Here is a 26,206-nt window from a genome sequence, read left to right on the forward strand (position 1 = left end):
GTGAACGGTCCCCTCATCGTCCAGTCCGACAAGACTCTGCTCCTGGAGGTCGACCACGAGCAGGCCGACGCCTGTCGCCGGGTCATCGCGCCGTTCGCGGAGCTCGAGCGGGCGCCCGAGCACATCCACACCTACCGGGTGACGCCGCTCGGGCTGTGGAACGCGCGGGCCGCGGGTCACGACGCCGAACAGGTCGTCGACGCCCTCGTCGAGTTCAGCCGCTACCCGGTGCCGCACGCACTGCTCGTCGACATCGCCGAGACGATGGACCGCTACGGCCGGCTCACGCTGAGCAAGCACCCGACGCACGGACTGGTCCTGACCAGCACCGACCGGCCCGTTCTCGAAGAAGTGCTGCGGTCGAAGCGGATCGCGCCGCTGGTCGGCGCCCGGATCGACCCCGACACCGTGGCCGTGCACCCCTCCGAGCGCGGGCAGATCAAGCAGACGCTGCTGAAGCTGGGCTGGCCGGCCGAGGACCTCGCCGGGTACGTGGACGGCGAGGCGCATCCCATCGAGCTGGCCGAGGACGGGTGGGCGCTGCGGCCCTACCAGAACCAGGCCGTGGAGAACTTCTGGCACGGCGGGTCCGGGGTCGTGGTGCTGCCCTGCGGCGCCGGCAAGACGCTCGTCGGCGCCGGGGCCATGGCGCAGGCCAAGGCGACCACCCTCATCCTGGTCACCAACACCGTCTCCGCCCGGCAGTGGAAGCACGAGCTGGTGAAGCGGACCTCGCTGACCGAGGACGAGATCGGCGAGTACAGCGGGACGCGCAAGGAGATCCGGCCGGTCACCATCGCGACCTACCAGGTGCTGACGACGAGGCGGAAGGGTGTCTATCCGCATCTCGAACTCTTCGACTCCCGCGACTGGGGCCTGATCGTCTACGACGAGGTGCACCTGCTGCCCGCGCCGGTCTTCAAGTTCACCGCCGATCTTCAGGCGCGCCGCCGGCTGGGGCTCACCGCCACCCTGGTCCGTGAGGACGGGCGCGAGTCGGACGTCTTCTCGCTCATCGGACCCAAGCGGTTCGACGCGCCGTGGAAGGAGATCGAGGCGCAGGGGTACATCGCGCCCGCGGACTGCGTGGAGGTGCGGGTCAATCTGACCGACTCCGAGCGGCTCGCGTACGCGACCGCGGAGGCCGAGGAGAAGTACCGCTTCTGCGCGACGACCGCGACCAAGCGCAAGGTGACGGAGGCCCTGGTACGGAAGTTCGCCGGGCAGCAGATCCTGGTGATCGGCCAGTACATCGACCAGCTCGACGAGCTGGGAGAGCATCTGGACGCGCCGGTCATCAAGGGCGAGACGAGCAACGCGCAGCGCGAGAAGCTGTTCGACGCGTTCCGTGAGGGCGAGATCAGCGTGCTCGTGGTGTCGAAGGTCGCCAACTTCTCCATCGACCTGCCCGAGGCGACCGTCGCCATCCAGGTGTCGGGCACCTTCGGCTCGCGCCAGGAGGAGGCCCAGCGGCTGGGACGGGTACTGCGCCCGAAGGCCGACGGCCACAAGGCCCACTTCTACTCGGTCGTCGCCCGCGACACCATCGACCAGGACTTCGCCGCCCACCGGCAGCGGTTCCTGGCGGAGCAGGGGTACGCCTACCGGATCCTGGACGCGGACGAGCTGCTGGCCGACAGCTGAGCGGCGTGCCTCCGGCGGGGACCCGGGAATCGGCCTGAACGGCCTTGTCCCCAAGCGCCGGACGGGCTGGGGTGGCGGCGTGCGGTGGGGAGCGGGCGTCGCGCCGCGTGCTGCTGGGGGCTGCCGCCCCCAGACCCCCGCTTCGGCCTGAACGGCCTCGTCCTCAAGCGCCGGACGGGCTGAGAATGCCGGCCCGACCGGAACCTCCTGGCACTGGCCCGCATATCCAGCCCGTCCGGCGTTTGAGGACGAGCCCTTCGGGCGAGGGCGGGGGTCCAGGGGGCGCAGCGCCCCTGGCGAGGGTCCGGGGGGAGGCCGCGGAGGACGGCACGGGGGGACGTCCGCGAGACGGGTGCGGGACAAGTGCAGGGCGCATGATGGGCACGGTAGGTGAAAGGCACCTCACATTCAGCCACCGCGCGGAGCGCACCGCGACGGACGGCACGCACGACCCTGGTGACCGCCGGAGGCTAGTGGTGCCGTACGCCCGCCTCCTCGCCGTACTCACCGAGGATGACCACGTCGAGGGCCGCGCCCGCGAAGACCTTGACGGCGCGCAGGGCGTCGCCGAGGAGGTGGCGGTGGTGGCCGACGGAGAAGGCGGTCGCGCCGCGGGCGGCGGGACCGTGCTGGGCTGGACCTGGGGTGAAAGTGGCTGCGCTCATACATCCATCATGCGAGCCTCCGCCCCTTATGGCGTCGGTCCATGGACCGAACCTCGGCGCTCCCTCGTACACCCGCGAGCCTCCGCGTGTCCGCCTCACGACGGACGGCGACCCCTAGGGATCCGGGGTCCGCGACCCTGACACCCGTGGCCCCGCGCCCCCGCCCCGGTGGAACCCGCGCCACCCCGGCACCACGAAATCCGGTTGGCCCGTGCCCACCCCCTGACCTAGAATCTCCGCTCTTGCCCTCCTCCCTCGACGGAGTGCCGCCGCCCGGACGGAAACCGGCCGGCCCCAGGAACATCCAGGATCCAGTCACGCCGCAGGTCTCCGGAGGCAGCCCCGTGTCCACCCCGCCCGCCGACCCCCACGCCGACCCCACCGGCCACGGCCCGGACGCCCCCGACGACCCCCTGCTGCGCGAGCGGACCCACCTCGGAGAGTCCCGTGCGGCGCTGCGCGCGATGCGCGAGGACGTGGAGAACCTCGACATCCGCGACGTCACCGCGAACTGGGTCAACGCCGCGGTGCTCCAGCGCCAGATGGACGAGCGGATCAAGGCCCTCGCCGATCTCAGCCACACCCCGCTGTTCTTCGGCCGCCTCGACTATCTCCACGCGCCCGGCGCCGACAAGGCGGAAGGCGCGGAGGGCGAGCGTTTCTACATCGGGCGGCGGCATGTGCACGACGCCGAGGGCGACCCGATGGTCATCGACTGGCGTGCCCCGGTGTCACAGCCCTTCTACCGGGCGTCGAAGAAGGCCCCGATGGACGTCGGGCTGCGCCGCCGCTTCGGGTACACCGGCGGCGACCTCACGGCGTACGAGGACGAGCACCTCTCCGACCCCTCCGAGACCGCGGCCACCAGCAAGCTGCTCCAGCAGGAGATCGAGCGGCCGCGCGTCGGCCCGATGCGCGACATCGTGGCGACCATCCAGCCCGAACAGGACGAGATCGTCCGCAGCGGGCTGAGCGGAAGCGTGTGCGTCCAGGGAGGGCCCGGCACCGGGAAGACCGCCGTCGGCCTGCACCGCGTCGCCTATCTCCTCTACGCCCACCGGGAGCGGCTGGCCCGCACCGGCACCCTCGTCATCGGGCCGAACAAGTCGTTCCTGCACTACATCGAGCAGGTGCTGCCCGCCCTGGGCGAGCTGGAGGTCAAGCAGGCCACGGTCGACGACCTCGTCGCCCATGTGGAGGTGCGCGGGGCCGACACCTCCACCGCCGCCGTCATCAAGGGCGACGCCCGGATGGCCGAGGTGCTGCGGCGCGCGGTCCGCGCGCACGTGACCCCGCCGGGCGAGCCGGTCGTCGTGGTGCGCGGCTCCCGGCGCTGGCGGGTACCGGCGTACGAACTGGAGCAGATCGTGGGGGAGTTGCTGGACCGCGACATCCGGTACGGCGCCGCCCGCGAGGCCCTCCCGCAACGGATCGCGCACGCCGTGCTGGTGCAGATGGAGCGGGCCGGAGAGGCACCGGACGACCGGGTGCAGGACGCCGTCGCCCGCGACAGCGCGGTGAAGGCGGCGGTCAAGGCGATCTGGCCGCCCGTCGACCCGGCCCGGCTGGTCCTGCGGTTGCTCACCGACGCGGACTTCCTCGCCGTGCACGCCGAGGGGATCCTCGACGAGGACGAGCGGAAGGAGATCCTCTGGGCGAAGCCGGCCCGCTCCGTGAAGACCGCCAAGTGGTCCCCCGCGGACACGGTGCTGATCGACGAGGCGACCGACCTCGTCCAGCGCACGCACTCCCTCGGACACGTGGTGCTCGACGAGGCGCAGGACCTCTCCCCGATGCAGTACCGCGCCGTGGGCCGCCGCTGCACGACGGGGTCGGCGACCGTGCTGGGCGACCTCGCGCAGGGCACCACTCCCTGGGCGACCCGGAGCTGGGGCGAGGCGCTCGCCCACCTCGGCAAGGAGGAGGCCGTCGTCGAGGAGCTGACGGCGGGCTTCCGCGTCCCCACCGACGTCATCACCTACGCCTCCCGGCTGCTGCCGCACATCGCGCCGGGGCTGACCCCGGTGGCGTCGGTCCGCGAGAACCCGGGCTTCTTCGAGCTGCGGGCCACCACGACCGATCCCGAAGTGGTCGAGGCCTGCCGGGAGTTGCTGCGACAGGAGGGCTCGGTCGGGCTCATCGCCGCCGACGCCCGCGTGCCGGTGCTCGCCGAGGCGCTGGCCGCCGCCGGTCTGACGTATCTCGGTCCGGGCGAGGAGACGACCCCGGACACCCGGCTGACGCTCGTCCCCGCCTCCCTGGCCAAGGGCCTGGAGTACGACTACGTGGTCCTGGACGAGCCGCGGGCCGTGGTCGGCGGCGAACCGGACGAGCGGACCGGGCTGCGCCGTCTGTACGTGGCGCTGACCCGCGCGGTCTCGGGGCTGATCGTGACCCACGCGGCGCCGCTGCCGCCCCAACTGGGCTAGTCCGGGAGGGACTCGGGAACCGGAACGCGGGAACGGCGGGACCCGGGAGGGAGGAACCCCGGGAACGGCGAGGCTCCGCAACGGCGGGGCGAGCGCCCGGGGAGCCGTTCCCGCCCCTACGCGTCCAGCGCCGCCCGCCACTGCCGTACCGCGTCCGCCGACACCGGCCCGGCCCAGCCGCCGGGCCGCGCCGCGCCACCGATGTGGAAGGCATCGACTCCCGCGGCGAGCAGCCGGGGCACATGGCCGAGGCGCAGCCCGCCGCCGACCATCACGCGCGGCTCGTAGCCGGGCTCGCCGCTCCGGGCGGTCTCGGCGAGGAGGGTGGGGAACCCGTCGTCCACCCCGTCCGGCGAACCCGCCGTCAGATAGGCGTCCAGGCCCGGCAGTTCGGCGAGCTGCTTGCGCAGCGCGTCGCGGTCGGCGGCGCGGTCGATGGCGCGGTGGAAGGTCCACGGGCAGCCGTCCAGCGCGCCGACGATCCGCTCCACGGCGGACAGGTCGGGTCCGCCGTGCTCGTCGAGGAAGCCGAGGACGAACTCGTCGGCCCCCGCGGTCCGCATCTCGTGCGCCGCGCGGACGAGCGCGTCGACGTTCCCGGCCGCGAAGCCGTCGGCCAGTCTGAGCATCACGCGCAGCGAGATGTCCACGCCGGCACGGATCCCGGCGAAGGTCTCCACCGTCGGGGTGAGCCCGTCGGCGGCCATGTCGGTGACCAGCTCCAGCCGGTCCGCGCCTCCGTCCTGGGCGGCGACCGCGTCCTCCACGCCGAGGGCGATCACCTCCAGGACTGCACGCCTGCGCTCACTCATAGGACCTCTTCCCTCGACGGCTACTACAGGTCTAGTCCAATCCCAAGGGTACGCCGGGAACCGCCACCGCCGCGAGAAGATCCCCCGAGCGCGTTCACGCCCGCACCCTGTGGTCCGCCGCTCCGGCGCGGGAGAATGCGCGCATGCCCGACCTCGACGCGCTGCGCGCCCGCTGGACCCATGCCCTGGAGGGGGCCCGCCCGCCCGGCGGACCCGACCCGGCCCCGTACGCGGACAACCTCCTCGCCCGCTGGCGGGAGCCGCAGCGCCGGTACCACTCCGTCGCCCACCTGACGGCGGTCCTCGACCACGTCGATCTGCTGGAGACGTACGCGGACGACGCGGACCTGGTGCGCCTGGCCGCCTGGTTCCACGACGCCGTCTACCATCCCGACCGCTCCGAGAACGAGGAACGCTCCGCCCGCCTCGCCGAACGCGCCCTCGCCGAACTGGGCTGCGACGCGTCGCGCACGGGGGAGGTCGCCCGCCTCGTCCGCCTCACCGTCACCCACGACCCCGCCCCCGACGACCGCGACGGCGCGGTCCTCTGCGACGCCGACCTCGCCGTCCTGGCCTCGCCGCCGGACGCCTACGCCGCCTACGCCGCCGCCGTCCGCGAGGAGTACGCCTTCGTCCCGGACGAGGCCTTCCGCGCGGGCCGGGCGGCGGTGCTGCGCGAACTCCTGGACCTGCCACGGCTGTTCCGGACGCCGTACGGGCAGCGGGAGTGGGAGGAGCGGGCCCGGCACAACGTCGGGGACGAGCTGGGCCGGCTGGCCCCGACCGCGCCCGGGGCCGACGCATGACCGGCGCGCGCACCCGTATGCCGCTCGCCGTCCACATCCTCGCCCTCTCCGTCTTCGCCCTCGGGACCAGCGAGTTCATGCTCTCGGGGCTGCTGCCGCCGATAGCCGACGACATGGGCGTCACCATCCCGCGGGCGGGCCTGCTGATATCGGCGTTCGCCGTCGGGATGGTCGTCGGGGCGCCGCTGCTCGCCGTGGCCACCCTGCGGCTGCCGCGCCGCACCACCCTCGTCGCGCTCATCGCCGTCTTCGGCCTCGGGCAGATCGCGGGAGCGCTCGCTCCGACGTACACCGTGCTCTTCGCCTCCCGCGTGGTGAGCGCGCTGGCCTGTGCGGGCTTCTGGGCGGTGGGCGCGGCGGTGGCGATCGCGATGGTCCCGCGGACCGCCCGGGCCCGCGCCCTCTCGGTGATGATCGGCGGGCTCTCCATCGCCAACGTCCTGGGCGTCCCGGCCGGCGCGTTCCTCGGGGAGCACCTGGGCTGGCGTTCCGCGTTCTGGGCCGTCGGCGCCGCCTCGGCGATCGCCCTGGCCGGCGTCGTCACCCTGATCCCGCGCATCCCGCCGCCGGCCGAGAAGCCGCGGCTGCGGCGGGAGGCGATCATCTACCGCGATCCGCAGGTGTGGCTCGCCGTCGCCGTCGTGGTGCTCTCCGCGGGCGGTGTCTTCTGCGCGTTCAGTTATCTCTCGCCGCTGCTCACCGACGTCGCCGGGCTCGACGACGGCTGGGTGCCCGGCGTCCTGGCGCTGTTCGGGGTCGGCGCGTTCATCGGTACGACGGTCGGCGGCCGTATGGCCGACGCGCACCTGTTCGGGGTGCTCCTCACGGGTATCGCCGCCTCCACCTCCGTGCTCGTCGCGCTCGCCCTGCTCGGGCGGTACGCGACCGCGGCCGTCGCCCTCTCCTTCCTGCTCGGCGTGTCCTGCTTCTGCACCGCTCCGGCGCTCAACGCCCGCCTGTTCAACCTCGCCGGTGCCGCTCCCACCCTGGCCGGCGCCACCGTCACGGCCGCCTTCAACCTCGGTAACGCCGGGGGCCCCTGGGTCGGCGGCGCGGTCATCGACGCGGGCCTCGGGTACGCCGCGACGGCCTGGGCGGGCGCCGTGATGACGGTGGCCGGGATGGCCGTGGCGGCGGTCTCGCTGCGGCTGCACCGGCGGGGCGGGCCGTCCCGTGTGGTGGCGGCCAGGAACGCGACCAATCCAGTACGCACACAGGCATGAGCGCACCTATCCTCACCGGCATGCGAGACATGGGTGGGGATCGGGTGCGGGAAGCCGTCGACGGGGCCGTGGCACTGCTGCGGACGGTGACCGGACGGGACTGGGAGGGGGTCCGGGCGGGCACTTTGGAGTGGAGCTGCCGGCGGACGGCCGAGCACATCGCGTCCGACCTCATCGCGTACGCGGGCCAGTTGGCGGGCCGCGCGACCGGGGCCTACCTCCCCTTCGAGATCGTCATGGACGACGGCACCGACGCGGCGGGGGTCGTCGACGTGATCGAGGCGACCGGCGCCCTGCTGGCCGCCGCCGTCCGTACGGCACCGCGCGAGCTGCGCGCCTTCCACCCGTACCCGTTCCGCAGCGCGGGTCCCGAGGGCTTCGCCGCGATGGGCGTCACCGAGGTGCTGGTGCACACCCACGACATCGCGCGGGGTCTTGGCGTCGCCTACGAGCCCCCGGCCGAGCTGTGCGCGGACGTCCTCGCCCGGATCTTCCCGCACGTGCGGCCCGGCCACGCTCCCTGGCCCACCCTGCTGTGGGCGACGGGCCGCGGCGAACTGCCGGACCGGGCCCCGCTCACCGAGTGGCGCTGGAGCAACAACCTGGTGATCGAGGCCGGGCGGCTCACCCTGCGGGGCGTCACGCCCGCGGCCGCCGCCGATCTGCTCGCGGGCGGCACGGGCGGTTTCCGGTGGATCGAGGGCGGCCCCTTCGAGGGCACCCGGGACGCCGCCGGGATGGTCGTGAAGGCCTACGAGGCGGGCGCGCACCGCCCGGAGTGGGGCATGTTCGTGCTCGTACGGACCACGGACGGCCTGGCCGTCGGCGCCCTGGGCTTCCACGGCGCACCCGACGAGGAGGGCCGCGCCGAGGTCGGCTACGACCTCGCGGAGAACGCCCGCGGCCACGGCTACGCGACCGAGGCGCTCGGCGCCCTCGCCGCCCGGTACCTCGCCCGCGACGACGCCAGGATCCTCTTCGCGGTCATAGACCGGGACAACGCCGCCTCCCAACGGGTCGTCGCACGCGCCGGTTTCACCCGGGTGAGCGAGGACGCCGGTCAGTACGCGTACGAGCTGGCCGGCCCGGACCCGGCCCTGCGGGTCTACGCCCGCGAGGACTGACCCGCGCCCATGGGCGCGGCCCGCCCGCCCCACACCGTCCACCGCGCCCGCCGCGGGCGGCCCGTCGCTCTTCCGGGGCACCGGGGCCGGCCCCGCTCACCGGCCGGTGGCACACCCTGGACCCGGTCCTCACCCACCGGCCTGCTTGCGCCGGCGCAGCCCCGCGCCGTGCAGCAGCCGCACCACCTCGCGGCTGCCGACCTCCACCGCCCCGGCGCGCACGGCGTCCGCGTAGCGGTGTGCCGGGAGGTCGTAGTGGTCGCGGTCGAAGGCGCGCGACGGGACGCCGAGGCCGGCCGCGAACCGGTGCAGTTCGTCGTACGACAGGTCGCTGATCAGGTGGGACCACAGGCGGCCGTGGCCCGGCCAGGTGGGCAGGTCTATGTAGACGGTCACGAGGAGGCGATGTCGCCGGTGGCCGATCCGAGGGTGCCCACCGACGCGACCTTCACCCCGGCCTTGTGGCACACCCAGTGCGGGTCGGGCCCCAACTCGGGCTCCACGTCGAGCGCGTGCGGGTCCCCGGAGCCGCAGACCGGGCACAGCGGCCACCGCCCGTACCGCTCCAGGAGCGCGTCCTGGACGTCCTGGGCGACCAGTCCGGCGACATACCCGAGACCCTCCGGCCACTGCTCGACCCACCAGCGGCGCTGCACCACCGAGTCCTCGACGAGCGAGACCACGTCCGCCTCGGCCACCTCCCCGGCGACCAGGTCGGCCAGGACGAGGGCACGAGCCGCGTGCAACGCCTGCTCCAAGGGGCTGATGGGATCACTGTGGGGTGGCATGCACCCATTGTGCGCACTCTTGACCGGATACCCCAGCAGAAAATATCTTTCAGAGGTGACTCGAGAAGTGAAGGAAATTTTCGCCGGTGAGGCTCCGCCCGCCCCGGCCGCCCTCGCGGCCAAGGTGCGGACGCTGGCTCCGTCGATGACCCGTTCCATGCAGCGGGTCGCCGAGGCCGTCGCCGCGGACCCGGCCGGCTGCGCGTCCCTCACGGTCACCGGCCTCGCCGAGCTCACCGGCACCAGCGAGGCGACGGTCGTACGCACCTCCCGCCTCCTGGGCTACCCCGGCTACCGCGACCTGCGCCTCGCGCTCGCGGGCCTCGCCGCCCAGCAGCAGTCGGGCCGCGCCCCCGCGGTCACCGCCGACATAGCGGTCGACGACCCGATCGCCGACGTCGTCGCCAAGCTCGCCCACGACGAGCAGCAGACCCTCGCCGACACCGCGGCCGGGCTCGACACGGTCCAGCTCGGCGCGGCCGTCACCGCGCTCGCCGCCGCCCGCCGCGTCGACGTCTACGGGGTCGGCGCGTCCGGTCTCGTCGCCCAGGACCTCGCCCAGAAGCTCCTGCGCATCGGGCTGATAGCCCACCCGCACAGCGACCCGCACCTCGCCGTCACCAACGCGGTGCAGCTGCGCGCCAAGGACGTGGCCATCGCGATCACCCACTCCGGCTCGACCGGCGACGTCATCGAGCCGCTCCGGGTCGCCTTCGAGCGCGGGGCGACCACGATCGCGATCACCGGCCGCCCGGACGGGCCCGTGACGCAGTACGCGGACCACATCCTCACCACCTCCACGGCCCGCGAGAGCGAACTGCGCCCGGCGGCGATGTCCTCGCGCACCAGCCAGCTGCTGGTGGTCGACTGTCTGTTCGTGGGGGTCGCGCAGCGGACGTACGAGACGGCGGCGCCCGCGCTGGCCGCGTCCTACGAGGCGCTGGCCCACCGGCACACCCCCAGGAGGCGCGCGCGGTAGCGCCCCGCCGCGCGGGCCGGAAGAGGCCGGCGGCCGTACGAGAACCCCGGACCGTCCCGCCAGGCCCGCACATCCCGCCCGGCCCCCCACGCGACCGAGCCGCACCCGTCACACCCGTCACACCCCAGCGCCCCGAAGGGCACACCCTTGTCACCCCGCACCGGAAAGAGCCGCTCCACATGACCTCCACCGCCGACGCCTCCTCCAACTACCGCGACCTGCGTGCCGAGCTGGAGACGCTGACCACCGAGGCGTTCCGCCCCGAACTCTCCGAGATCGACCGGCTGCCGACGCTGGAGATCGCGAAGCTCATGAACGCCGAGGACGCGACCGTGCCGGCGGCCGTCGCGGAGCGGCTCCCCCTCATCGCCGCCGCGATCGACGACATCGCGGAGCGGATGTCCCGCGGCGGACGGCTGATCTACGCGGGCGCGGGCACCGCGGGCCGCCTCGGAATCCTGGACGCCTCCGAGTGCCCGCCCACCTTCAACACCGACCCGTCCGAGGTCGTGGGCCTGATCGCGGGCGGTCCGGGCGCCATGGTCACCTCGGTCGAGGGCGCCGAGGACTCCAGGGAGCTGGCGGCGGCCGACCTGGAGACGCTCTCCCTGACCCCCGACGACACGGTGGTCGGCATCTCCGCCTCCGGACGCACCCCGTACGCCGTCGGCGCCGTGGAACACGCTCGCGCCCGCGGCGCGTTGACGATCGGCCTGTCCTGCAACGCGCACAGTGCCCTCGCGGCCGCCGCCGAGCACGGTATCGAGATCGTCGTCGGCCCGGAGCTGCTGACCGGCTCCACCCGTCTGAAGGCGGGCACGGCCCAGAAACTCGTCCTCAACATGTTCTCGACGATCACGATGATCAGGCTCGGCAAGACGTACGGGAACCTGATGGTCGACGTCCGCTCCTCGAACGAGAAGCTCCGCGCCCGCTCCCGGCGCATCGTCGCGCTGGCGACCGGCGCCTCGGACGAGGAGATCGAACAGGCCCTCACGGCCACCGACGGCGAGGTGAAGAACGCCATCCTCGCGCTCCTCGGCGGGGTGGACGGGCCCACCGCCGCCCGGCTGCTGGAGGAGAGCGACGGCCACTTGCGCGCGGCACTCGCGGCGGCACCCCGCTGAGCGGCACCTGACGGGCCGGCCCCACCGGGTTGTCGGTGGGGCGTGGCAGGGTGGACGCATGAACCACGCACAGCTGACCGCCCTCGGCCGGGCCCTGCGCGTCCTCGGCGAGCACGGCGACGCGCTGAACGCCGACACACCCGACGCGAAGCTGCACGAGGTCAAGGCCGACCTCAAGCGGGCCCTGGACCTGCTCGAGGAGACGGTCACCACGGCGGTGCCCACGACCCGCTGCGCCGAGCACCCGAACGGCCCGGTGGACGAGGGCGCCCCGGACCTCTGTCTGCTCTGCGAGACCCGCCGTCGCACCGCCCGCCGTACCGAGGTCAACGACGCCTACGGGCCCGCACGCCCCACCGGCCCCGACGGGTCCCCCGAGCGCACGATGTCCCGGTACGGCGTGCGCGCCGACCGCCCCCGGCCCCAGCAGCGCTGGCTCCCGGAAGTGTGGACGGGGCAGGCCTGGGCGCTGTGCGGCACCCCGCGCCGCGACCGCCAGGAGGCCGAGCGCTATCTCGCCGCGGAGCGCCACACCCCCCGGCCCGGCATGGCCTACCGCCTGGTCCACGAGTTCACGGACTACGAGGTGCTGCGCATCTGGGGCACCCCGGTCAAGGTCGACATCGAACCGATGGGGAACCTGTAGGAGTCTTCGACGGCCCGTCGCACACCTGTGGCCGCCTCTCTTCGCGACGTAGTGCACGGCCCGCGGCGTCCTGAAACTTGCTGGTCAAAAGGGTTTGCCCCCGGCGGTGACCGTCCGCCGCCCACGTGTGGGTTACCCGCGGGGACTCGCACAGACGGGAGCACCTCGGGCCTGCCCGACATCGACGGCGCCCCGGGCGGCACCCTCGAAGGCTTCGGCATCCTGGCCGACAGCCTCGACGGACTCCCCCTCTACTACGGCATGCGCTCCGAGGACCTCGGCTCCTGGATCATCGAGCGCCTCCCGTAACACCGCGCGCCGTACCGCGCACTCCGGTACACGCCGCGGGTGGCACCCCCCGTACGAGGGGCGCCACCCGTGACCCGTCTCTCACCTCAGCAACGGCACGTCGGCAGTGGCGCGTCCGGGCCCGACCTCGCGGGTGGGGTCAGCTGAGCGTCCGCAGCGCCGCCGGGTCGTACGCCTTCAGCTCGTCGAAGCGGCCGGCGAGGACCTTCTCCGCCCACTCGGGGTCCTGGAGCAGCGCGCGGCCGACGGCGACGAGGTCGAACTCGTCGCGCTCCAGACGGTCGAGGAGGTCGTCGATGCCCCGGACGGAGGAACCCTCGCCCTGGAAGGCCTTCAGGAACTCGCCGTCCAGGCCGACCGAGCCGACGCTGATGACCGGCTTGCCCGTCAGCTTCTTCGTCCAGCCCGCGAGGTTGAGGTCGGAGCCGTCGAACTCGGGGAGCCAGTAGCGGCGGGTGGAGGCGTGGAAGACATCCACGCCGGCCTCGGCCAGCGGGGCCAGGATCGCCTCCAGCTCCTCCGGGGTCTCGGCGAGCCGGGCGTCGTACGCCTGCTGCTTCCACTGCGAGTAGCGGAAGATGACCGGGAAGTCCGGCGACACCGCGGAGCGGACCGCGGCCGCGATCTCCGCCGAGAACCTGGCCCGGGCCACGGGGTCGCCGCCGTACGCGTCGGTGCGGCGGTTGGTGCCCGACCACAGGAACTGGTCGAGCAGGTAGCCGTGGGCGCCGTGCAGCTCGACGCCGTCGAAGCCGATGCGCTCGGCGTCGGCCGCGGCCTTCGCGAACGCCTCGATGACGTCGTCCAGGTCCTGCTGGGTCATGGCCTTGCCGGTGACCTCGGCGTCCTCGGCGGTCAGACCGGACGGGCCGACCGCCGGGGCGTCGGCGAACGGCGCCTGGCCCGCCTCACGCACCATGCCGATGTGCCACAGCTGGGGCACGATCGTGCCGCCCGCCGCGTGCACCGCGTCCGCGACCTTCGTCCAGCCCGCGAGCTGCTCCTCGCCGTGGAAGCGCGGGACACGGTCGCTCCCTCCGGCCGACTCGTGGCCGACGTAGGTGCCCTCGGTGACGATGAGGCCGACGCCCGCGGCGGCACGGCGGGCGTAGTACCCGACGACGTCCTCGCCCGGAACGCCGCCCGGCGAGAACTGCCGGGTCATCGGTGCCATCACGATCCGGTTCGGGACGGTCAGGCCGTTCAGGACGACGGGGCGGGACAGGATCTCGGCGGCACGGGAGGCGGCGTTGGCAGTCACGTACGGGACTCCTCGGGGAGGGCGGTCGGTCATCGGGCGGACGGCTGACGGTGCATTCCACACGGTATGTGCATGCGCATCAACCACTCGTTTCCTCAACCGCCGGGTCCGGCGCGGCATTCCGGCGCCCTCCGCGCCTTTGTGTGACCCCGGACACGCCCGAGGGCGGTACCCCCCACAGAAGGGGTACCGCCCTCGGAACGTCAGGACAGTGATCAGCCGGAGGCGGATCAGAAGTCCATGTCACCGCCCGGCATGCCGCCCGGAGCGGCCGCGGAGGCCCTCTCCGGCTTGTCGGCGATGACGGCCTCGGTGGTCAGGAACAGCGCGGCGATGGAGGCGGCGTTCTGCAGAGCAGAGCGCGTGACCTTCGCCGGGTCGATGATGCCTTCGGCGATCATGTCGACGTACTCACCGGTCGCGGCGTTCAGGCCGTGACCGACGGGCAGGTTGCGCACCTTCTCGACGATGACGCCACCCTCGAGACCACCGTTGACGGCGATCTGCTTGAGCGGAGCCTCCAGGGCGAGCTTCACGGCGTTGGCGCCGGTCGCCTCGTCACCCGTCAGTTCGAGCTTCTCGAAGACCGAGGAAGCCTGGAGCAGGGCCACGCCACCACCGGCGACGATGCCCTCCTCGACGGCCGCCTTCGCGTTGCGAACGGCGTCCTCGATGCGGTGCTTGCGCTCCTTGAGCTCGACCTCGGTGGCGGCACCGGCCTTGATGACGGCCACGCCGCCGGCCAGCTTCGCCAGGCGCTCCTGGAGCTTCTCGCGGTCGTAGTCCGAGTCCGAGTTCTCGATCTCGGCACGGATCTGGTTCACGCGACCGGCGACCTGGTCGGCGGAGCCGGAGCCGTCGACGATCGTGGTCTCGTCCTTGGTGATGACGACCTTGCGGGCGCGACCGAGCAGGTCGATCCCGGCGTTCTCCAGCTTGAGACCGACCTCCTCGGAGATGACCTCGCCGCCCGTGAGGATGGCGATGTCGCCGAGCATGGCCTTGCGGCGGTCACCGAAGCCCGGGGCCTTGACGGCGACGGACTTGAAGGTGCCACGGATCTTGTTGACGACCAGGGTCGACAGGGCCTCGCCCTCGACATCCTCGGCGATGATCAGCAGCGGCTTGCCCGACTGCATGACCTTCTCCAGGAGCGGGAGCAGGTCCTTGACGTTGCCGATCTTGGAGTTGGCGATGAGGATGTAGGGGTCGTCGAGCGACGCCTCCATCCGCTCCATGTCGGTGGCGAAGTACGCCGAGATGTAGCCCTTGTCGAAGCGCATACCCTCGGTGAGCTCCAGCTCCAGACCGAAGGTCTGGGACTCCTCGACGGTGATGACGCCTTCCTTGCCGACCTTGTCCATCGCCTCGGCGATGAGCTCGCCGATCTGGGTGTCGGCGGCGGAGATGGAGGCCGTGGAAGCGATCTGCTCCTTGGTCTCGACATCCTTGGCCTGCTCGAGCAGGGCACCGGAGACGGCCTCGACGGCCTTCTCGATACCGCGCTTGAGGGCCATCGGGTTGGCGCCGGCGGCGACGTTGCGCAGACCCTCGCGCACGAGCGCCTGGGCCAGCACGGTCGCCGTGGTCGTACCGTCGCCGGCGACGTCGTCCGTCTTCTTGGCGACTTCCTTGACCAGCTCGGCGCCGATCTTCTCGTACGGGTCCTCGAGCTCGATCTCCTTGGCGATGGAAACACCATCGTTGGTGATCGTGGGGGCGCCCCACTTCTTCTCGAGGACGACGTTGCGGCCCTTGGGGCCGAGGGTGACCTTGACGGCGTCGGCGAGCTGGTTCATCCCGCGCTCGAGACCGCGCCGTGCCTCCTCGTCGAACGCGATGATCTTGGCCATGTGAAGTGGTCCTCCCGGACTGGGGTGGATTGCTCCGGACCGCGCTGGCGCCCGCGACGGACGGCCTGCCTGCCTCGTGGTTCCTTGCACCACCTGGCCTGCGGGCCTCACCGACCCGGTCCTTCGTTATCACTCTCACCTTCAGAGTGCTAACGCAATGATTAGCACTCGCCCCTGCCGAGTGCAAGCGACTCGGGAGGATCCCCAGGTGAACAGGGGCGGCACGACCACCCTCCGAAGGGGGTCCGCGACCGCCCCCGCGAGGTCGCGCGGGGGCCCGGGGAGGAGTCCCGGACAGAGTCTTCGCAGGTTCGCGGCCGGTTCCCCGGACGGTTGGCGGCCGGTTCCCCGGACGGTCCACGGCCGGTCATCCGGACGGTCCGCGGACCTACGGACATACCGAAGGGCTCGCACCCCAGAGGGATACGAGCCCTTCGTCACGTCGAACAGTCAGTCGGCGCGTGCTTCAGCCGGTCGCGAGCCGGACCATGTCCGCCTGCGGCCCCTTCTGGCCCTGCGAGATCTCGAAATCGACTCGCTGACCCTCTTCCAGGGTGCGGTAGCCGTCCATCTGAATCGCGCTGTAGTGGACGAAAACATCCGCACCACCGTCGACCGCGATGAAGCCGTACCCCTTCTCCGCGTTGAACCACTTGACGGTGCCCTGAGCCATGCCTAACTCCCCTATTACTGGCCCTTGCACAGGACCGCACTTCGCGGGCCCGGGTCAGACCTCCACCCCCCAACGGATTGGGGGTGTGCGCCGGAACGCGTCGACCGCGGCTGAATGTATCTGCCCAACTGCCGTCTGCAACAGGTCAATCGGACGAGAATTCTGGGCACGCCCGATCAGGAATACAGGGAGAATTCGCGAAGATTTAGGGCAACTCGGGCCCCATAAAGGCCGCATAAGGCTCAAAAGCGCCGTGCACTTTGGCCATTTCTTATCGCAGGCGGGACGTGCACTCATATGCACCCGGCATGGATAAGGCGGCGGGTTCCCCAACTGTACCCCGCTCAACCATACAGAATTGCCCCCTCCGCTTCTCTCACGGAGGGGGCAATTCGATGAACTCTCGGTGATTGGAATTACCCACGGTAATGATCTCACCGTGGGTAATCGCCCGTCAGCCTCCGGCGACGGCCGGGATGATCGACACGCCCACGCCGTCCGGCGTGGCCGTCTCCAGGCCCTGCTCGAAGCGGACGTCGTCGTCGTTGACGTACACGTTGACGAACCGGCGCAGCTTGCCCTCGTCGTCCAGCACGCGCGCGGCGATGCCCGTGTGGTTCTTCTCCAGGTCGGAGATCACCTCACCGAGGGTCCCTCCCTCGGCGGTCACCTCGGACCGGCCGCCGGTGTAGGTGCGCAGGATGGTGGGGATACGGACGTTGACGCTCATGCGGTGACCTCCCGGTCGGATGGTGGCGTACGGCTGGAAGCGCCCCGGCGGGGGCGCGCGGAACCGCGCGGACGGCCCCCGCGGGCCCGCGGCCGGGGAACGGCCTCCCCGGCCGGGCGGCTACGCGAGGCCGGCCTCGCGGAAGGAGTCCAGGCTGGGACGGATGGTCGCGGTCAGCCCGGTGCCGGCCACCGCGTCCAGCGTCTTGAGGCCGTCACCGGTGTTCAGCACGACCGTCGTGAGCGTCGGGTCGAGCAGCCCGTTCTCGATCAGCTTCCTGGCCACACCCACCGTCACACCGCCGGCCGTCTCGGCGAAGATGCCCTCGGTACGCGCCAGCAGCTTGATCGCGTCGACGACCTGCTCGTCGTTCACGTCCTCCACGGCCCCGCCCGTCCGCCGCGCGATGTCCAGCACGTACGGGCCGTCGGCGGGGTTGCCGATGGCGAGCGACTTGGCGATGGTGTCCGGCTTCTGGGGCCGCACGACGTCATGGCCGGCCTTGTAGGCGACGGACACCGGTGAACAGCCCTCGGCCTGCGCGCCGAAGATCTTGTAGGGCTTGTCCTCGACGAGGCCGAGCTTGATCAGCTCCTGCAGCCCCTTGTCGATCTTGGTCAGCTGGGAACCGGAGGCGATCGGCACGACGAGCTGGTCGGGCAGCTGCCAGCCGAGCTGCTCACAGATCTCGTACGCGAGAGTCTTGGACCCCTCCGCGTAGTACGGCCGCAGGTTGACGTTGACGAAGCCCCAGCCCTCGCCGGCCGGGTCGCCGATCAGCTCGGAGCAGAAGCGGTTCACGTCGTCGTAGTTGCCCTCGATGCCGATGAGCTCGCCGCCGTAGACCGCGGCCATGACGACCTTGCCCTGCTCCAGGTCGTGCGGGATGAACACGCAGGAGCGGAAGCCGGCGCGGGCGGCGGCGGCACCCACCGCGCCGGCGAGGTTGCCGGTCGAGGAACAGGAGAGGGTGGTGAAGCCGAAGGCGCGGGCGGCCTCGATGGCCTGGGCGACGACGCGGTCCTTGAAGGAGTGCGTCGGGTTGCCCGAGTCGTCCTTGACGAAGAGCCTGCCCGGGTCGACGCCCAGCTCGCGGGCGAGGTTGTCGGCCTTGACGAGCCTGGTCCAGCCCGGGTTGATGTTCGGCTTGTCGGCGACGTCGGCCGGGACGGGGAGCAGCGGCGCGTAACGCCAGATGTTCGCGGGGCCCGCCTCGATGCGCGCCCGGAGCTCCTCGGTGTCGTAGGCCGAGAAGTCGTAGGCGATCTCGAGCGGTCCGAAACACTCCTCGCAGGCGAAGACCGGGCCGAGCGGCACGCGGTGGCCGCACTCGCGGCAGGAGAGCGCCGCGGCGGGTCCCAGATCGACGGAGCCGGCGGAAACGGCAGAAGGGGCGGAAGGGGACGGGTTCGCGGAGGTCGCGGCGTCCGGAGTGCTTGCAACAGTCTGCGCAGCCATGGAGGCGAGGCCCTTTCTCCTCATCTTCCTCACGACGCACTTCGCCGTGAGACGGATGTGGCACCTTCCCGAGCCGGGAGCCCCGCGACGCGATCAGCGATGATCGGTACGAGACCGGCTGGAGGGTTGCCGGGGCTTCATCGGGCCGTATCCCTCTGCCCCTCTGGATGAGCGGTATTCGGTTGTTGGTCTGCGATCCGGGATGATCTACGACATGCGATGGTCATCCGCGTTGTTCAAGACTGTAACCGAAGGCCAGGACAGTTGAGATAGTCGTCCGAACCGCGAGATGGATCACGCCGTGAGACATCGGGTGATCAGACAGTGAGGAGCCGCAGACTGTGCTGAAGGAAGTAGAGCGCTGGCTGAGCACCCGCTCCTGGTCCGTGGCCGATCGCCCGCTCCACAGAATCATGTCCGCCAAACGCGCCTCGGGCTCCACGGTGAGCGTCGTGCTGCCCGCGCTGAACGAGGAGGAGACGGTCGGCGAGATCGTCGCCGTCATCCGCGAGGACCTGATGCGCCAGGTGCCCCTCGTCGACGAGATCGTCGTCGTCGACTCGGGTTCGGCCGACCGCACCTCGCAGGTGGCGGCCGCGGCGGGCGCGCGCGTCGTGCACCGGGACGAGATCCTGCCCCGTATCCCGGCCGTGCCCGGCAAGGGCGAGGTCCTGTGGCGGTCGCTCCTCGTGACGAGCGGGGACATCGTCTGTTTCATCGACGCGGACCTGAGGGAGTTCTCGTCGGACTTCGTCTCCGGGATCGTGGGCCCGCTGCTCACCGAGCCGGGCGTGGACCTCGTCAAGGGGATGTACGACCGCCCGCTGGCCGGCGCCGCGGGCCAGGGCGGCCGCGTCACCGAACTCATGGCCCGTCCGCTGCTGAACATGCACTGGCCTCAGCTGGCAGGGTTCGTCCAGCCGCTCGGCGGCGAGTACGCGGCCCGCCGCTCGCTGCTCGAACAGCTCCCCTTCCCCGTCGGCTACGGCGTCGAACTGGGCATGCTCGTCGACGCCCTGCACCTGGTGGGCCTCGACGCGCTCGCCCAGGTCGACGTGGGCGAGCGCAAGCACCGCCACCAGGACGGGCAGGCGCTGGGCCGGATGTCCGCCGCGATCTACCGCACGGCGCAGCTCCGGCTGGCCCGCGGTCACCTCATCCGGCCGTCCCTCACCCAGTTCGAGCGGGGCGAGGACGGTTTCGAGCCGCGTACCTACCCGGTGGACACGGAGGAACGCCCCCCGATGGCCGAAATCTCCGAGTACGTCACACGCAGGGCCGCGTGAACCGCGCCCCTGGTGAGGGGGTGGTGGACGGTGCCACCGGCCCCACCGGCCCGCGGTCCGTGTCCTTCGTCGCATACGGCCGACGGGAACGTTTGAGCGTTTCGGTGCCGGGCTAGGTTTCGAGGCATGGCTTCAACGGCTTCATCGGCTTCACCGCACGGCGCCCACCGGATCCTCGTCGCGTCCAACCGCGGCCCGGTCTCCTACGAGGTGCGCGAGGACGGCTCGCTCCAGGCCCGGCGCGGCGGGGGCGGGCTGGTCTCGGGCCTCTCCGCGATCGGTCCGGACGCGGGGGCCCTCTGGGTGTGTTCGGCGCTCGGCGAGGGTGACCGCGAGGCGGTCCGGCGCGGGGTCGGCGAGGACGGCGTGCGGATGCTGGACATCGACGCCGCGGTGCACGCGGACGCGTACAACGGCATCGCGAACTCGGTGCTGTGGTTCGTCCACCACATGCTGTACCAGACACCGCTGGAGCCGGTCTTCGACCAGGAGTTCCGGCGCCAGTGGTCGTCGTACGAGGACTACAACCGCGCGTTCGCGCGAGCCCTGGCGGACGAGGCGGCCGAGGGCGCCGTGGTGATCGTGCAGGACTACCACCTGACCCTGGTCCCGGGCATGCTCCGCGAACTCCGCCCCGACCTGCGTATCGGCCACTTCTCCCACACCCCGTGGGCGCCGGTCGACTACTTCCGCATGCTGCCCGACGACATCGCCGGGCAGGTCCTGCGCGGCATGCTCGGCGCGGACCGGCTGGGCTTCCTGACGCACCGCTGGGCGAACGCGTTCACCGCCTGCTGCGAGGCGCTCGTCGGCGGGCTCGGCGACACCCGGGTCGGCGTGCACGGGCTCGGCGCGGACGCGGACTTCCTGCGCGGGCGCTCCCACGAGGGGGACGTCGCCGAGCGGATGGCCGCGCTGCGCGAGCAGATCGGAGAGGGCCCCGACGGCCGCGCCCGCAGGGCGATCGTGCGGGTCGACCGCACCGAGCTGTCGAAGAACATCGTGCGGGGCCTGCTGGCGTACCGGCAGCTCCTGGAGGACCGCCCGGAGTGGCGCGAGCGGGTGGTCCACGTGGCCTTCGCCTACCCCTCCCGGCAGGACCTGGCGGTCTACCGGGACTACACGGCCGCCGTGCAGACCCTGGCGGACGAGATCAACTCCCAGTACGGGAAACCGGGTTGGACGCCGGTCGTGCTCCACGTCAAGGACGACTTCGCCCGCTCGCTGGCCGCCTACCGGCTCGCCGACGTCGCTCTCGTCAACCCCATCCGGGACGGTATGAACCTCGTCGCCAAGGAGATGCCCGTCGTCTCCGACGAGGGGTGCGTGCTGGTGCTGTCCCGGGAGGCCGGGGCGTACGAGGAGCTGGGCGAGGACGCGGTCGCGGTGAACCCGTACGACGTGGTCGGCACCGCGCGGGCGCTGCACGAGGCCCTGTCGCTGCCGGCCGGTGAGCGGGCCGAGCGTACGAAGCGGCTCGCCGCGGCGGCGACGGCCCTGCCTCCGGCGCAGTGGTTCCTGGAGCAGTTGCGCGCGCTGGAGGAGTGAGGCCGTCGCGTCACGGCCGCCGCGACGGCCGGGGCTACCGGTCCAGTCGGTCGGCCAGGGACCTCAGCAGGCGCACGACCCCGGCGGGGCCGTCCACCACCAGGTCGGCGCGTTCGGCGAGTTCCGCGACCTCCGAGCTGCCGCTGCACACCAGCAGGCCCGGGACGCCGTCCGAGCGGAGTTTGTCGACGGCGGCGAAGGCGGGGAGGTCACCGAGGTCGTCGCCCGCGTAGAGGACGGCTTCGGCGCCCACCTCGCGGACGTACTCCAGGAGGGCGACGCCCTTGTCCATGCCCGGCGGGCGCAGTTCCAGGACCATCCGGCCGGGTTCGACGATCAGGCCGTGCCGGGTGGCGAGGTCGGCGAGGGGTTCGCGCAGGGACTCGAAGGCGGCCTGCGGGTCCGTGGCGCGGCGGGTGTGGACGGCGACCGCGCGGCCCTTCTCCTCGATCCAGGTGCCCTGCCAGACGCCGATCCGGTCGAGGACTCCCGGCAGCTCGGCGCGGACGGCCGCCACGCCGGGGTGGGGGGCGGGGGCGCTGACGGTGCCCGTGCGGGCGTCCCAGCGTTCGGCCCCGTAGTGGCCGAGGACGACGAGGTGGTCGAGGCCGGGGACACCCGCGAAGCCGCCGTGGCGCACCGCGACGCCGGCGGGGCGGCCGGTGACGACGGCGACCGAGGCCACCTTCGGGGCGAGGGCCGCGAGGGCGGGGACCGCGGCGGGGTGGGCGCGGGCCTGCTCGGGGTCGGGGACGATGGGGGCGAGGGTTCCGTCGAAGTCGAGTGCGATCACGGTGCGGGCGGGGTGCGTGAGGATGGCTTGCAGCCCGTCCCTGCCCGCGGCGGTCGCCGGTGTCGGGACGGTGTCCGTGGTCTCGGGGTGTTCCGGGGATTCCGCATGACTGCCCATGCGCCGACCCTATCGGCGCGACCCCGAACAAACCCCCGGTTCAGCGGTCGTCGCGGCGGCCCGCCCGGATCCGGCGGAGCCGGTTCACCGTGACCGGATCATGCGCCAGCGCCCGCGGATCGTCGAGCAGGGCGTTGAGAAGCTGGTAATACCGCACCGGCGCCAACCCGAGCTGCTCCCTTATCGCCCGCTCCTTCGCACCCGGCCCGGCGAACCCCCGCCGCTCCATGGCGAGAACCGCCCGCTCCCGCGCCCCGAGCTCCTCCATGGACGTCATGGACAGCACCGTAACCCCCACCACCGACACCCGCCCGGGTGCACCGGTCCACCGGTCCGTCCGGTCTGTCAGCGCCTGCTGTCCCTGATGGTCGCCGTGCGCTGCAACGCGCCGAGGACCCCGGACGGGCTGCCGTCGGGAGCGACCGCCTTGCCGATGTCCCGCTTGATGTCGGCGCTGACGGACGCCCAGGACATCTTGCCGACCGGGTAGAGCTGCGAGGTGGGCAGCTCGTCGAGGAACGGGACGAGCTCCTTGTCCTTCACGTCGGCGCTCATCGCCTGGGACGCGGACGTCGTCACCGGCAGCAGGTCGTACTCGTGGGAGAAGGCCAGCACGTTCTTCTCGCTGTAGACGTAGTCCAGGAAGGAGCCGATCTGCTCCCGGTGGCCGTTGTGCTTGAACGCCATCATCCAGTCGGCGACGCCCATCGTCGCCTTGGCCGTGCCGTCGACGCCCGGCATCGGCACCATGCCGAACTTCACACCCTTGTCGGCCGCCGCCTTCATCAGCGTGGGGTGCCCGTTGAGCATCCCGACCTCGCCCCGGGCGAACGCCGCGAAAGCGTCGGCGCGGTTGAGCTTGGCAGGTGCGACGGGTCCGGTGAGCCCCTTACCGACCAGTTCGTTCTTGAGCCAGGTGAGCGTGCCGACGTTCTCCGTCGAGTCGAGGTGGTACGTGCCGACGTCGTCGGTGTAGCTGTCGCCGCCGCTCAGCAGCCACTGCATGGTCTCCGCCTGCGCCTCCTCCGGGCCCAGCGGCAGGGCGTAGGGGAACTTCACGCCCCGCGACTTGAGCACGCGGGCGTCGGCCGCGAGCTCGCTCCAGCTCTGCGGCGGCGTGAGACCGGCGTCGGCGAAGAGCTTCTCGTTGAAGAACAGCAGCCGCGTGGAGGCCGCGAACGGCATGCCGTACTGCACCCGGTTCATCTGGCCCGCCTCGGTGAGCTGGGAGACGAAGTCGGCCTGGACCGGGATGGAAAGCACCTGATCGACGCTGTAGAGCCGGCCCTTGGCGGCGTAGTCCGCGTACGCGCCGATCTGCGCCATGTCGGGCGCCCGGCCCGCCGCCACCCGTTCGCCGACCTTGCGGTCGACATCGGTCCAGGGGTACACGCTGACCTCGACACGCACACCCGGATGCGCGGTCTCGTATCCCTTGACCAGGGTGTCCCAGTACTTCTGGGAGCTGTTGGCCTCGGAGTCGCCGTAGTCGGCCGCCACGAGTTCGAGGGTCACGTCCGCGGACCCGTCCGAGCTGCCGCAGCCCCCGAGGGTCGCCGTCATACCCAGTGCGGACATCACCGCGACCAGTCCAGTCCTACGTCGCTGCACGCTGTCGTCTCCCACCCCTGCGCCGTCTTGCCGTCTTTGCTTCTGCGTCCATTGCATCCGTCTCGGAATGCGGATACAAGGTCTACACCACGTGAGTGGACTAGACCTCTCCTGGGGTAAGGGGCGAGACTGTCCCCGTGAGACATGTCATCGCCCTCGATGTGGGCGGCACCGGGATGAAGGCCGCCCTCGTCGGGCCCGCGGGCGAGCTGCTCCACCAGGCCCGCCGCGCCACCGGCCGGGAACGCGGCCCGGACGCCGTGGTCGGCGCGATCCTCGACTTCGCGGCGGAGCTGCGCGCCCACGGCGAGCGGCGCTTCGGCGCACCCGCGGCGGCCGCCGGGGTCGCCGTCCCCGGCATCGTCGACGCCGACAACGGCACCGCCGTCTACTCGGCCAATCTCGGCTGGCGCGACGTGCCGATGCGCCGGCTGGTCGGCGAGCGGCTGGGCGGGGTACCCGTGGCCCTCGGGCACGACGTGCGCACCGGCGGCCTCGCGGAGGGCCGGATCGGCGCGGGTCAGGGCGCCGACCGCTTCCTGTTCGTCCCTCTCGGCACCGGCATCGCGGGCGCCATCGGCATCAACGGCGCGGTGGAGGCGGGCGCGCACGGCTTCGCCGGCGAGATCGGCCACATCGTCGTACGCCCCGCAGGCGCCGCGTGCCCGTGCGGACAGCACGGCTGTCTGGAGCGGTACGCGTCCGCGGCGGCCGTCAGCCAGGCCTGGGCCGAGGCCTCCGGAGCTCCCGACGCCGACGCGGCCGACTGCGCGAAGGCCGTGGAGTCCGGGGACCCGCGGGCCGTACGGGTCTGGCAGGACGCCGTCGACGCGCTCGCCGACGGACTCGTCACCGCGCTGACCCTGCTGGACCCCCGCACCCTGATCATCGGCGGCGGTCTCGCCGAGGCCGGGGACACCCTGTTCACACCCCTGCGGGCCGCCGTGGAGCGACGCGTCACCTTCCAGAAGCTGCCGTCGCTCGTCCCGGCGGCCCTCGGGGACACGGCGGGCTGCCTGGGCGCGGGCCTGCTGGCCTGGGACCTGCTCGAAACTCCCCTCACCGACCGCTCGGAGGTAACCACCTGATGGCCCCTAGCAAGGTTCTCTCCGGTGCCAGGGTGGTCCTGCCCACCGGAGTCGTGGACGGCGGACGCGTGATCGTCGACGGCACGCGCATCGCCGGGAGCACGGCCGACGGCACCCCGACCATCGATCTGTCCGGCCACTGGCTCGTGCCCGGCTTCGTCGACCTGCACAACCACGGCGGCGGCGGCGCCTCCTTCACCTCCGGCACCGTCGAGGAGGTCCTGCGAGGCGTGCGCACGCACCGGCTGCACGGCACCACCACGGTCGTCGCCTCGACCGTGACCGGTGACATGGACGGCCTGGCGCAGCGCGCCGGGCTGCTCTCCGAGCTGGCCGAGCAGGGCGACATCGCGGGCATCCACTTCGAGGGCCCGTTCATCTCGCCGTGCCGCAAGGGCGCCCACTCCGAGGAACTGCTGCGCGACCCGGACCCGGCCGAGGTCCGCAAGCTGATCGACGCCGCGCGCGGCCGGGCCGCGATGGTCACCCTCGCCACCGAACTGCCGGGCGGCCTCGACTCGGTGCGTCTGCTGGCGGAGCACGGGGTGATCGCGGCGATCGGGCACACGGACGCGACGTACGAGCAGACGGTGGAGGCCATCGACGCGGGCGCGACCGTGGCCACGCACCTGTTCAACGCGATGCCCCCGCTCGGCCACCGCACGCCGGGACCGATCACGGCCCTCCTGGAGGACGAGCGGATCACCGTCGAGCTGATCAACGACGGTACCCATCTCCACCCGGCCGCCCTCCAACTGGCGTTCCATCACGCGGGCGCGGGCCGGGTGGCGTTCATCACGGACGCCATGGACGCGGCGGGCTTCGGCGACGGCCGCTATCTGCTCGGTCCGCTGGAGGTCGAGGTCAGCGAGGGCGTCGCGCGGCTGGTGGAGGGCGGCTCCATCGCGGGCTCCACGCTCACCCTGGACCGCGCCTTCCAGCGGGCGGTCACGGTCGACCGGCTGTCGGTCGAGGACGTCGTCTCGGCCCTGTCCGCCAACCCGGCCAAGCTGCTGGGCGCGTACGACCGGGTGGGCTCGCTGGAGGCGGGCAAGGACGCCGACCTGGTGGTTCTCGACGCGGAGTTCGCGCTCAAGGGCGTCATGCGCAAGGGCGAATGGGTGGTCGATCCCCAACTGGGCTGATTCATCCGTTTGTTGCCGTGCGGCGGTCGGCCCGGGGGACTGGGCCGACCGCCGTCGCGTTTGGCATGATCGTGCCTCCGGAACTGTCGGC

General features: G+C 72.1%; 24 protein-coding genes and 1 riboswitch. Of the genes, 12 read left to right on the forward strand and 12 right to left on the reverse strand.

The window, feature by feature from the left end; all coding sequences use genetic code 11:
• Positions 1–1,644 carry a DNA repair helicase XPB gene (locus ABZV34_RS05390; protein WP_356271517.1) on the forward strand — a complete coding sequence of 548 codons (1,644 nt, stop codon included), beginning with the start codon at positions 1–3 and terminating at the stop codon, positions 1,642–1,644.
• A gap of 470 nt (positions 1,645–2,114) precedes the next feature.
• On the opposite strand, the gene ABZV34_RS05395 is transcribed toward ABZV34_RS05390, so the two are convergent.
• Positions 2,115–2,309, reverse strand: a complete 195-nt coding sequence (locus ABZV34_RS05395) for a hypothetical protein (protein ID WP_356271519.1) — start codon at positions 2,307–2,309, stop codon at positions 2,115–2,117.
• A 464-nt stretch (positions 2,310–2,773) separates the two neighbouring features.
• Between ABZV34_RS05395 and ABZV34_RS05400 the strand changes: the two genes are divergently transcribed.
• Positions 2,774–4,738, forward strand: a complete 1,965-nt coding sequence (locus ABZV34_RS05400; RefSeq protein WP_356271795.1) for an ATP-binding domain-containing protein — start codon at positions 2,774–2,776, stop codon at positions 4,736–4,738.
• A 116-nt stretch (positions 4,739–4,854) separates the two neighbouring features.
• Here the strand turns inward: ABZV34_RS05400 and ABZV34_RS05405 are convergent, their stop codons facing one another.
• Entirely contained in the window at positions 4,855–5,550 is a 696-nt protein-coding gene (locus ABZV34_RS05405) for a copper homeostasis protein CutC (protein ID WP_356271521.1), read from the reverse strand.
• Positions 5,551–5,693: 143 nt separating this feature from the next.
• Between ABZV34_RS05405 and ABZV34_RS05410 the strand changes: the two genes are divergently transcribed.
• The 3 genes from ABZV34_RS05410 to ABZV34_RS05420 are packed head-to-tail and all read left to right on the forward strand — an operon-like array spanning position 5,694 to position 8,703.
• Positions 5,694–6,356 carry a hypothetical protein gene (locus ABZV34_RS05410; protein ID WP_356271523.1) on the forward strand — a complete coding sequence of 221 codons (663 nt, stop codon included), beginning with the start codon at positions 5,694–5,696 and terminating at the stop codon, positions 6,354–6,356.
• Positions 6,357–6,373: 17 nt separating this feature from the next.
• Positions 6,374–7,579: a Cmx/CmrA family chloramphenicol efflux MFS transporter gene (locus ABZV34_RS05415; protein ID WP_356271797.1), complete on the forward strand. Its 1,206-nt coding sequence runs from the start codon at positions 6,374–6,376 to the stop codon at positions 7,577–7,579.
• A 44-nt stretch (positions 7,580–7,623) separates the two neighbouring features.
• A complete protein-coding gene (locus tag ABZV34_RS05420; protein WP_356271798.1) occupies positions 7,624–8,703 on the forward strand; it encodes a GNAT family N-acetyltransferase in 1,080 nt (359 codons plus the stop codon).
• Between the two features lie 129 nt (positions 8,704–8,832).
• Here ABZV34_RS05420 and ABZV34_RS05425 read toward each other — a convergent pair whose 3' ends face one another.
• Positions 8,833–9,099: a DUF4031 domain-containing protein gene (locus ABZV34_RS05425; protein ID WP_356271524.1), complete on the reverse strand. Its 267-nt coding sequence runs from the start codon at positions 9,097–9,099 to the stop codon at positions 8,833–8,835.
• Positions 9,096–9,491: a hypothetical protein gene (locus tag ABZV34_RS05430; protein WP_356271526.1), complete on the reverse strand. Its 396-nt coding sequence runs from the start codon at positions 9,489–9,491 to the stop codon at positions 9,096–9,098. The genes ABZV34_RS05425 and ABZV34_RS05430 overlap by 4 nt, the downstream gene beginning before the upstream one ends.
• A gap of 55 nt (positions 9,492–9,546) precedes the next feature.
• Here ABZV34_RS05430 and ABZV34_RS05435 point away from each other — a divergent pair, with 55 nt between their 5' ends.
• The 3 genes from ABZV34_RS05435 to ABZV34_RS05445 all read left to right on the forward strand — a co-directional run bounded on the left by ABZV34_RS05435 (position 9,547) and on the right by ABZV34_RS05445 (position 12,243).
• Positions 9,547–10,470 (forward strand): MurR/RpiR family transcriptional regulator, encoded by a 924-nt coding sequence (locus tag ABZV34_RS05435; RefSeq protein WP_356271528.1) that lies wholly within the window; start codon positions 9,547–9,549, stop codon positions 10,468–10,470.
• A 179-nt stretch (positions 10,471–10,649) separates the two neighbouring features.
• Positions 10,650–11,597, forward strand: a complete 948-nt coding sequence (murQ, locus tag ABZV34_RS05440) for an N-acetylmuramic acid 6-phosphate etherase (protein ID WP_356271530.1) — start codon at positions 10,650–10,652, stop codon at positions 11,595–11,597.
• Between the two features lie 58 nt (positions 11,598–11,655).
• Complete coding sequence (locus ABZV34_RS05445; protein ID WP_356271532.1) at positions 11,656–12,243, forward strand: hypothetical protein; 588 nt, start codon at positions 11,656–11,658, stop codon at positions 12,241–12,243.
• A gap of 448 nt (positions 12,244–12,691) precedes the next feature.
• Here ABZV34_RS05445 and ABZV34_RS05450 read toward each other — a convergent pair whose 3' ends face one another.
• From ABZV34_RS05450 to thrC, 5 genes are all read right to left on the reverse strand, one after another.
• Entirely contained in the window at positions 12,692–13,846 is a 1,155-nt protein-coding gene (locus ABZV34_RS05450; RefSeq protein ID WP_356271534.1) for an NADH:flavin oxidoreductase, read from the reverse strand.
• Positions 13,847–14,043: 197 nt separating this feature from the next.
• Complete coding sequence (gene groL / locus ABZV34_RS05455) at positions 14,044–15,666, reverse strand: chaperonin GroEL (RefSeq protein WP_356271536.1); 1,623 nt, start codon at positions 15,664–15,666, stop codon at positions 14,044–14,046.
• 466 nt (positions 15,667–16,132) lie between these two features.
• On the reverse strand, positions 16,133–16,339 hold the full coding sequence (locus ABZV34_RS05460; RefSeq protein ID WP_007493268.1) for a cold-shock protein: 207 nt from the start codon (positions 16,337–16,339) through the stop codon (positions 16,133–16,135).
• 454 nt (positions 16,340–16,793) lie between these two features.
• Positions 16,794–17,069 (reverse strand): MoaD/ThiS family protein, encoded by a 276-nt coding sequence (locus ABZV34_RS05465; protein WP_356271538.1) that lies wholly within the window; start codon positions 17,067–17,069, stop codon positions 16,794–16,796.
• A 120-nt stretch (positions 17,070–17,189) separates the two neighbouring features.
• Positions 17,190–18,527 (reverse strand): threonine synthase, encoded by a 1,338-nt coding sequence (gene thrC / locus ABZV34_RS05470; protein ID WP_356271540.1) that lies wholly within the window; start codon positions 18,525–18,527, stop codon positions 17,190–17,192.
• Positions 18,528–18,544: 17 nt separating this feature from the next.
• A riboswitch (SAM riboswitch) is annotated at positions 18,545–18,701 on the reverse strand.
• A 167-nt stretch (positions 18,702–18,868) separates the two neighbouring features.
• On the opposite strand from thrC, the gene ABZV34_RS05475 reads away from it, so the two are divergent.
• Positions 18,869–19,813: a glucosyl-3-phosphoglycerate synthase gene (locus ABZV34_RS05475; RefSeq protein WP_356271542.1), complete on the forward strand. Its 945-nt coding sequence runs from the start codon at positions 18,869–18,871 to the stop codon at positions 19,811–19,813.
• A gap of 126 nt (positions 19,814–19,939) precedes the next feature.
• Entirely contained in the window at positions 19,940–21,361 is a 1,422-nt protein-coding gene (locus tag ABZV34_RS05480; protein ID WP_356271544.1) for a trehalose-6-phosphate synthase, read from the forward strand.
• Between the two features lie 34 nt (positions 21,362–21,395).
• Here ABZV34_RS05480 and otsB read toward each other — a convergent pair whose 3' ends face one another.
• The 3 genes from otsB to ABZV34_RS05495 form a co-directional block, all read right to left on the reverse strand.
• Positions 21,396–22,271: a trehalose-phosphatase gene (gene otsB / locus ABZV34_RS05485; protein ID WP_356271546.1), complete on the reverse strand. Its 876-nt coding sequence runs from the start codon at positions 22,269–22,271 to the stop codon at positions 21,396–21,398.
• A gap of 40 nt (positions 22,272–22,311) precedes the next feature.
• A complete protein-coding gene (locus tag ABZV34_RS05490; RefSeq protein ID WP_168533769.1) occupies positions 22,312–22,539 on the reverse strand; it encodes a DUF3263 domain-containing protein in 228 nt (75 codons plus the stop codon).
• 77 nt (positions 22,540–22,616) lie between these two features.
• On the reverse strand, positions 22,617–23,882 hold the full coding sequence (locus tag ABZV34_RS05495) for an extracellular solute-binding protein (protein ID WP_356271548.1): 1,266 nt from the start codon (positions 23,880–23,882) through the stop codon (positions 22,617–22,619).
• Positions 23,883–24,019: 137 nt separating this feature from the next.
• Here ABZV34_RS05495 and ABZV34_RS05500 point away from each other — a divergent pair, with 137 nt between their 5' ends.
• Positions 24,020–24,970 carry an ROK family protein gene (locus tag ABZV34_RS05500; protein ID WP_356271550.1) on the forward strand — a complete coding sequence of 317 codons (951 nt, stop codon included), beginning with the start codon at positions 24,020–24,022 and terminating at the stop codon, positions 24,968–24,970.
• Complete coding sequence (gene nagA, locus ABZV34_RS05505; RefSeq protein ID WP_356271552.1) at positions 24,970–26,115, forward strand: N-acetylglucosamine-6-phosphate deacetylase; 1,146 nt, start codon at positions 24,970–24,972, stop codon at positions 26,113–26,115. The genes ABZV34_RS05500 and nagA overlap by 1 nt, the downstream gene beginning before the upstream one ends.
• Positions 26,116–26,206 lie beyond the last annotated feature (91 nt).

Source organism: Streptomyces sp. NPDC005195, assembly GCF_040608315.1.
GTDB classification, from domain to species: Bacteria; Actinomycetota; Actinomycetes; order Streptomycetales; family Streptomycetaceae; genus Streptomyces; species Streptomyces kaempferi.

Excerpts from the sequence above, each read along its gene's own strand:
- ABZV34_RS05445 (WP_356271532.1), top strand. The coding sequence starts at position 11,656 with ATGAACCACGCACAGCTGACCGCCCTCGGCCGGGCCCTGCGCGTCCTC.
- thrC (WP_356271540.1), bottom strand. The coding sequence starts at position 18,527 with ATGGCTGCGCAGACTGTTGCAAGCACTCCGGACGCCGCGACCTCCGCG.
- ABZV34_RS05415 (WP_356271797.1), top strand. The coding sequence starts at position 6,374 with ATGCCGCTCGCCGTCCACATCCTCGCCCTCTCCGTCTTCGCCCTCGGG.
- ABZV34_RS05460 (WP_007493268.1), bottom strand. The coding sequence starts at position 16,339 with ATGGCTCAGGGCACCGTCAAGTGGTTCAACGCGGAGAAGGGGTACGGC.
- ABZV34_RS05465 (WP_356271538.1), bottom strand. The coding sequence starts at position 17,069 with ATGAGCGTCAACGTCCGTATCCCCACCATCCTGCGCACCTACACCGGC.
- ABZV34_RS05395 (WP_356271519.1), bottom strand. The coding sequence starts at position 2,309 with ATGAGCGCAGCCACTTTCACCCCAGGTCCAGCCCAGCACGGTCCCGCC.
- murQ (WP_356271530.1), top strand. The coding sequence starts at position 10,650 with ATGACCTCCACCGCCGACGCCTCCTCCAACTACCGCGACCTGCGTGCC.
- ABZV34_RS05490 (WP_168533769.1), bottom strand. The coding sequence starts at position 22,539 with ATGGAGGAGCTCGGGGCGCGGGAGCGGGCGGTTCTCGCCATGGAGCGG.
- groL (WP_356271536.1), bottom strand. The coding sequence starts at position 15,666 with ATGGCCAAGATCATCGCGTTCGACGAGGAGGCACGGCGCGGTCTCGAG.
- ABZV34_RS05430 (WP_356271526.1), bottom strand. The coding sequence starts at position 9,491 with ATGCCACCCCACAGTGATCCCATCAGCCCCTTGGAGCAGGCGTTGCAC.
- ABZV34_RS05410 (WP_356271523.1), top strand. The coding sequence starts at position 5,694 with ATGCCCGACCTCGACGCGCTGCGCGCCCGCTGGACCCATGCCCTGGAG.
- ABZV34_RS05450 (WP_356271534.1), bottom strand. The coding sequence starts at position 13,846 with ATGACCGACCGCCCTCCCCGAGGAGTCCCGTACGTGACTGCCAACGCC.
- nagA (WP_356271552.1), top strand. The coding sequence starts at position 24,970 with ATGGCCCCTAGCAAGGTTCTCTCCGGTGCCAGGGTGGTCCTGCCCACC.
- otsB (WP_356271546.1), bottom strand. The coding sequence starts at position 22,271 with ATGGGCAGTCATGCGGAATCCCCGGAACACCCCGAGACCACGGACACC.
- ABZV34_RS05405 (WP_356271521.1), bottom strand. The coding sequence starts at position 5,550 with ATGAGTGAGCGCAGGCGTGCAGTCCTGGAGGTGATCGCCCTCGGCGTG.
- ABZV34_RS05400 (WP_356271795.1), top strand. The coding sequence starts at position 2,774 with ATGCGCGAGGACGTGGAGAACCTCGACATCCGCGACGTCACCGCGAAC.
- ABZV34_RS05480 (WP_356271544.1), top strand. The coding sequence starts at position 19,940 with ATGGCTTCAACGGCTTCATCGGCTTCACCGCACGGCGCCCACCGGATC.